This is a genomic window from Membranihabitans maritimus, assembly GCF_021729145.1.
In the GTDB taxonomy this organism is placed as follows: Bacteria; Bacteroidota; Bacteroidia; order Chitinophagales; family Saprospiraceae; genus Membranihabitans; species Membranihabitans maritimus.
Genome location: NZ_JAJSLW010000016.1, coordinates 121,271 through 127,396, shown reverse-complemented (window position 1 = coordinate 127,396; position 6,126 = coordinate 121,271). Strand labels below are relative to the sequence as shown.

6 protein-coding genes are annotated in these 6,126 nt (G+C 36.4%); 2 read left to right on the top strand and 4 right to left on the bottom strand.

Going from position 1 to position 6,126, the window contains the following annotated elements; translation table 11 throughout:
• Nucleotides 1–955: 955 nt before the first annotated feature.
• The 3 genes from LVD47_RS17730 to ftcD all read right to left on the bottom strand — a co-directional run bounded on the left by LVD47_RS17730 (nucleotide 956) and on the right by ftcD (nucleotide 3,213).
• Nucleotides 956–1,714 carry a sulfite exporter TauE/SafE family protein gene (locus LVD47_RS17730; protein ID WP_236979317.1) on the bottom strand — a complete coding sequence of 253 codons (759 nt, stop codon included), beginning with the start codon at nucleotides 1,712–1,714 and terminating at the stop codon, nucleotides 956–958.
• 86 nt (nucleotides 1,715–1,800) lie between these two features.
• A complete protein-coding gene (gene mce / locus LVD47_RS17725) occupies nucleotides 1,801–2,202 on the bottom strand; it encodes a methylmalonyl-CoA epimerase (protein ID WP_236979316.1) in 402 nt (133 codons plus the stop codon).
• 12 nt (nucleotides 2,203–2,214) lie between these two features.
• Nucleotides 2,215–3,213, bottom strand: coding sequence for a glutamate formimidoyltransferase (gene ftcD / locus LVD47_RS17720; RefSeq protein WP_236979314.1), 999 nt, complete (start codon nucleotides 3,211–3,213; stop codon nucleotides 2,215–2,217).
• Nucleotides 3,214–3,385: 172 nt separating this feature from the next.
• Here ftcD and LVD47_RS17715 point away from each other — a divergent pair, with 172 nt between their 5' ends.
• On the top strand, nucleotides 3,386–4,789 hold the full coding sequence (locus LVD47_RS17715) for a hypothetical protein (RefSeq protein WP_236979312.1): 1,404 nt from the start codon (nucleotides 3,386–3,388) through the stop codon (nucleotides 4,787–4,789).
• A 2-nt stretch (nucleotides 4,790–4,791) separates the two neighbouring features.
• Here LVD47_RS17715 and LVD47_RS17710 read toward each other — a convergent pair whose 3' ends face one another.
• Nucleotides 4,792–4,983 (bottom strand): hypothetical protein, encoded by a 192-nt coding sequence (locus LVD47_RS17710; protein WP_236979310.1) that lies wholly within the window; start codon nucleotides 4,981–4,983, stop codon nucleotides 4,792–4,794.
• A 241-nt stretch (nucleotides 4,984–5,224) separates the two neighbouring features.
• Between LVD47_RS17710 and LVD47_RS17705 the strand changes: the two genes are divergently transcribed.
• Nucleotides 5,225–6,085 carry a hypothetical protein gene (locus tag LVD47_RS17705; RefSeq protein ID WP_236979308.1) on the top strand — a complete coding sequence of 287 codons (861 nt, stop codon included), beginning with the start codon at nucleotides 5,225–5,227 and terminating at the stop codon, nucleotides 6,083–6,085.
• The last annotated feature ends 41 nt before the right edge of the window (nucleotides 6,086–6,126 follow it).

Genomic DNA, 6,126 nt, shown 5'->3' with positions numbered 1-6,126 from the left:
CACCAGGTGTGTATATCGTCCAGGTGGTGTACGAAGACGATCATGGACGGAAAAAGTCAAAGGTGGGGTCGGTAGTGGTATTGCGGTAAGCAGTATGAAAAGAATCAGTTGGCAAGCATTGAGAGTAAGAAGTAGATAATGCTTGCAGTGGACAGTAAAAGTAATCATTGATCGGTAATTAGTGATCAGTGCACATAACATATACCTGGATTTCTGCAGTACTTTGTCTTTTGGGGGATATGATGCGGATTTCACTTTTCCGGCTGTAGCGGCATCAGTGTTTATCTCTCAGAAAGTAATCTCGTACAGGCAGCATAGAAGGTCAGAGAGTAATGGGGGTGGAGCGTGTGTTATTCCGCATAGAACCGCGAAGATACATAAAGGAGTAACTTAAAAAAGAGCAGATGGACACGAAGAACGATTATTTCCTTATTGTGTGATTTTATATAGCATATAGCCACGAAGGCTCGAAGGTATAAAGAGACAACCTTCGGGGGGCGCATAAAGTGAGAAAAATGAATTATATAATATATTGATTGTAAAAGTGTTATATGGATTGAGTGCAAAATAGAATACACAAGTTAGTAATCCGGATGATCTTTGAAGTTCGGTTATTGTGGTGTTAGCAAAATAAGCCCTTGATTAATATTTGGTTTATATATCCGGATTGTCTTCTTTCTCAATCTTGTTTTCAAGAGTAGAATCGGTGGGGAAGCAAACGACAAATTACGTGGGAGCGGGTGCCTGATTTGCGTGTAAGCGATTAATTTTGTCTTGAATTTTCGTCCCTTTGTTTCAAGACAAAGGGACAAAAAAGTTCGGAAATCAGAGTATGTAATCCTCAAATCGTGATGAACCACAGAATACTTTTTTCAGAGATTGTATGAATTATTTCACAGAGTTACGAAGAGGAAACACTGAGTATAACAGAATATATTGTACCAGGGGGTGCATTCTACACCCATCCAAATACCTTTAAAATTGCTCCTATAACACAAATTATCAAAAGGTAATAAGCGACAATTCCTGCCCTGGGAGACCTGCTGGCGAAAACAGCTGTTGTCCAACCTCCAGCCATTTGGCCAATTGCGAGTGTTATCCCAAACCCCCAGTGAACCAATCCTTGCCAGGCGAATACCAGCAATGCAATTGTCGTGTATACAGCAACAATATAAGATTTCAGAACATTGGCCTTGATAATATCCATTTTACCTACCAATACGAAGGTAGCCAGGGCAAATATTCCCATTCCCATCTGAATAAACCCCCCGTAGATACCAATTAAGAAATAAATGAAATAAATAATCCACATTGGTGTTTTATTTTCCCCGCTAGGGGTTTGTATCCACCTTTTAGGTTTGATTAAAATAACAACCAGCATAAGTAGTAGGAGATATTTATATACCAAACGGAATCCTTCGGATGATATAATAATAGCTAGATAAATACCTATAAAGGCTCCTAAGACGGGCCACAATAATACCTGGTAATTTCTGTGAAAATCGAACCGTCCTTCTTTAATAAAGCTGAATGTAGTAGCCCAGGATTGTGCTACGATTCCCAATCTGTTCGTTCCATTGGCTATGTTCGCAGGTAGGCCGAAAAATTCCATGAGTACAGCCAGGGTCAGGGCACTACCGTTTCCCGCTAATGTGTTAATGCAGCCGGCTATCAGACCGGCTCCTATACCCACTGCTATCTCCCAAATTGTCATATTGTTTTCGGCTTAAATTCGGATAAAAGTAAAATAATATCCTTGGAAATTCGAAACCCCCGTCTTAGGACATTAGTCAAAGTAAATTATTTCTTTACCTCCTGGCACAATTCAATTAATACCCCATTTGTAGAGGAGGGATGTAGGAAAACAATTTTTTTATTATCGGCACCCAATTTTGGTTTTGTAGAAATCAATTGGTAACCCTGCTCCACCAGACGATCAATTTCCATTTCGATATCATTTACTTCAAATGCTATATGATGTATGCCAGGACCCCTTTTGCTTATAAACCGGGCAATAGGCCCATCGGGATCTTGAGATGCCAATAGTTCTATTTTTGTGCTTCCGGTAGAAAGAAAAGATGTAATTACAGATTCAGAAGGAACTTCTTCCCGCTTGTAGACGGAAGTACGGAGTAATTCCTCATACATTTTTTCACTTTTTTTAAGATCCTTTACAGCTATTCCTATGTGTTCGAGTTTCATACCAATTAGTTTTTAGAGCCGGACTCCTGATATTTTTGTGAAATTATATTCAATTGTTCGCTCCTCTAGATCTGTTATACCACAAAACCCTAACCCCAATTTCTTAGCCAATTCAATATTGGATAGACCGGTTTTCTCTTTCATCTTGATTAACATGGTTCTTGGGATTAATCCTATTAGTTCGGATTCTTGAACTTCAATGCCATAACCGGCGGCCAATGTTTTACACCGATCAAATACTTCCACCATCGTGGTTTGGGTTGTATCAACAATATTTGTACTAATTTGGATCTTTCCGAAAGAATCCATATACCACCCGATGGCTTTCAATCCTGGTAGGGCGTATGGTCGTTTCCCTGCTCCTTTTGTGCGAACAATAGAAGCTATTTTTTTTGCTATTATTTGATTTTTACTTTCTAAATTTACATTATATGCCACCAAAAAATCCCTTACCCCCATAACCGTAGCACCTAAGTAAGGATTAAATTTTTCTCCAAAATCGGGCTTCCATTCAGGTAACTTCATTTTGTTGGAGAGGTTTTCATATTCCCCTTTTCGTATAGTAGCCAGGTTTTTTCTTGTCTGTATCTTCGCAGATTTTTCATATAAATAGATCGGGAGAGAATATTTTTGTGCTATTGTTTGAGCAAGAGAACGGGTCCAATCAATAGTATCTTCAACGTTTTTTCCATTTAACGGGATAAACGGGGATACGTCTAGTGCCCCCAGCCGCGGATGTTTACCGATGTGTCCGGACATATCCACATTCCTTTCGAGCTGAAACATGAGTTGGTCTACGGCCGTTTCCAGGGCTTCTTTGGTTCCTATGACTGTGAGTACGGTTCTATGGGCATCCAATCCTATATCTTTGTGTATGACATATACATCGGTAATAAGATTCAGCTTATTGACTAAATCATTTATAAATTCAGGATTTTTCCCCTCGCTGATATTGGGAACCCATTCAATCCAATCTTTTGACATATTACTTTTAGCTGGAGACTTGACCATGTATGTCAATGTTTTTTTCTTGAGATTATTGTCGAATTATATTCTTATTCACTTATCAAGTGTTTTATAAAGTTTAAGTTATTCTAAAAAATTTAAGAATAAGGAAAATACTTATTATTTTGTAATTATGAAGTATCTTCTGATATCGGTTATTTTGACAATATCTCTTCAAATGCAAGGACAAAGAATACTTGTTTCCGAAGCTTTGGATGTTCGTACGGATCTGACATACGAGTTATTAGGGAAATTCGGGGACAAATATATGTTGGCCAGTTATTCTGATTATGAGTTTACCATACACAATTACAATCCTGAATTATATTTGACGTCCAATCAGGAATTTGAACTGGAGAATAAAAATTCAGACATAATACATATTTTTTCAGATCCTAATGAAGAACGTTTTAATATTTTACATGCCATCAAAGATAGGGATACGACGTATGTCGTGAATCAACCGTATAAGCCCAATCTCGAATCTGAAAGGCCGGACACCTTACTATACCTGGCCCGATCTTTTCAATCTTATAGGTTTCGATATACTTTTTCAGAAGATAAAAGTAAAATGGGGCTTCTTGTTATGCAAGGAGGTGACTTAATAGGGTATCTGGTATACGACCTCATATATAAAGAACCCTTATTTATTGACTTTATTGATCCGGAACAAGGTGAATCCGGATTTGGGAAATTTGATTTTTATGATGATTACCGGAAGTCTGTGGTGACCAATTCAGGTATTTTGTATATGATATTTGAACAGAACAATTACTATTTCAAAAGGGAAGAGCATGCTTTTTATATATTCAAAGCCAGAGATGCCGGAGATTTGGTTACAGCCCATTTACCTATGAAGAATCTTTTGACCTATGACGCATTTTTTTCTTATGATAATTATAATAATAAATTGCTGATATGTGGGTTGGGAAGTGAAAAAAATCTGGATAGGGCGCGTGTTATTTTTCAGGTAAAGCAAGACCCTAAATCTTTTAGTGATTTTGAAATAACTACTTTTTCATTTCAGGAAAATTTGCTAAATGACTTCTATGGGAATAACAACAAGAGTAGACGGGATTATTTACAAAATGTGCGTATTCAAGATGTACTTCTTGTTAATGATGGGGGAGCTATATTGGTTCTTGAAGAAGTAAAGGAGATGGAACGGGTAACTTCCGGTGGGCGGATAGATTACTACGGAAGCAGGTACACTGTAGACTATCATTATGAAAATTTAATGCTTTTTTACCTGTCGGCCGATTCCAAAAAGCTTTGGCAAAAACTGTTACCAAAAAGACAATATTCGAATGACGACGAAGGTGCATATTCCTCTTATTTTGTTTTTAAGAATCCCAATCACCTCCGATTTATTTATAATGATGAAATACGCAATGAAAATACCGTAAGCGAATACCTGGTAAGACCCAACGGAGCCTCTCTGCGTACAAACCTCTTGAGTACGGATTTTCAAAAATTAAGACTTCAGGTCAGAAATGCAGTTCAGACTACTTCGCACCAGGTACTTATACCGAGTTTGAGAGGAAAAATCCTTAAACTATTGCTTATTGATTACTTGAATTGATCTTACAAAACAAGAATAAGCAGTTCGTTTTTCTTATTATTTTTTTCAGATACCCATTGGTAATGGCCTTTTGACAATTTATTTTCGTTGAGATTAATTTGTTTCCCTTCTATCTTCAAAGGCATTTGTACGTGGTTACCATCTACTTGTAATGCGTAGGTTTGAGACTTCGTTTTTTTGAACAAGTTGAACATTATGCTGATATTTAATTACAAATATATTAAATAAAATTTTAATGTAATAGTGTTCTCATTTCTTTTTAAGTATAAACGCTATGGGTATATATAATTTTATCAGACAAATAATTTTAATAAAAACTTAAGGGTTTTTAACATATTTTATCTCGTAATTGGTTCTTTAATTCATCTATTTCGGAATATGGTAATCTACTTCAAATAGTAATAATTACATTTGATTAGAATTTAATTTTAGGGAATGGAGTACATCATTATTTATGCTAAATCCGGCTATAAGCCCCGTCCAGAGTACAAAATCAAAATTACCGCTTCAGGTGAGTTGAGATATCGAGGAATTTATTATGTATCAAATCCTGGTGAAGAGAAATTTTTTCTTGACGACGAAAAATTAGATAAAGCCATGTATTTGGCCGATTTATTATTGCAGAGAAATAAGCGGTTTTATTTATCTGATATTGAAGATGAAAAATTTGTTGTGAGATTCAGAAAGAATGGTAAAGTGTCGGAATTCTCGATTGATTCCAGTGATCCTGTTTCGGCTGATTTAGTGGACCAGATCAATACTGTAACTGGGGTTAGTAGATTGATAAAGGCTCCGTTATATATTTGGCAGGTTTTTAATAGATCGGAGAACCGGTCAAAAGAATTGGCCATACTTAGTGCTCAGAATAAAAAACAGGCTTTAGAAATTTATTTTAAAAGTGGAAATTTCAATAGTGATAAGGAAATGGCTAACTGGAATCTTTTGAAAATGGGCCAGAAACTTGAATTAGGTCATACATCACCAGAAATTTACTTTTCATATAGAGAGAATCAAATCTTGAAAGACCTGCCCGAACTTTATGTCAATGTAGGACCGGAAATTTCAGATTTTACCAATTTGAATTTTTATTTATATGTTTCATTTGGCAAAAGATTTAATGATCCTAAGGCCTCCTATATTTTGACACTTGCTGCAGATGCAAATCAATCCAAAAAGATAATATCCGAGACCTTCCCGCACTTAATGGAAAAGGATTATCAGATGACAGACCTCAAAGCCCGTTTTATCGGCGAGGGAGATTTGTATTCACATCATATACCATTGGCCTTGCGGTAAAATAAAGAGGCACTAATTAGATTGATTGAGTACTATTTGGA

Excerpts from the sequence above, each read along its gene's own strand:
- LVD47_RS17730 (WP_236979317.1), bottom strand. The coding sequence starts at position 1,714 with ATGACAATTTGGGAGATAGCAGTGGGTATAGGAGCCGGTCTGATAGCC.
- mce (WP_236979316.1), bottom strand. The coding sequence starts at position 2,202 with ATGAAACTCGAACACATAGGAATAGCTGTAAAGGATCTTAAAAAAAGT.
- ftcD (WP_236979314.1), bottom strand. The coding sequence starts at position 3,213 with ATGGTCAAGTCTCCAGCTAAAAGTAATATGTCAAAAGATTGGATTGAA.
- LVD47_RS17715 (WP_236979312.1), top strand. The coding sequence starts at position 3,386 with ATGCAAGGACAAAGAATACTTGTTTCCGAAGCTTTGGATGTTCGTACG.
- LVD47_RS17710 (WP_236979310.1), bottom strand. The coding sequence starts at position 4,983 with ATGTTCAACTTGTTCAAAAAAACGAAGTCTCAAACCTACGCATTACAA.
- LVD47_RS17705 (WP_236979308.1), top strand. The coding sequence starts at position 5,225 with ATGGAGTACATCATTATTTATGCTAAATCCGGCTATAAGCCCCGTCCA.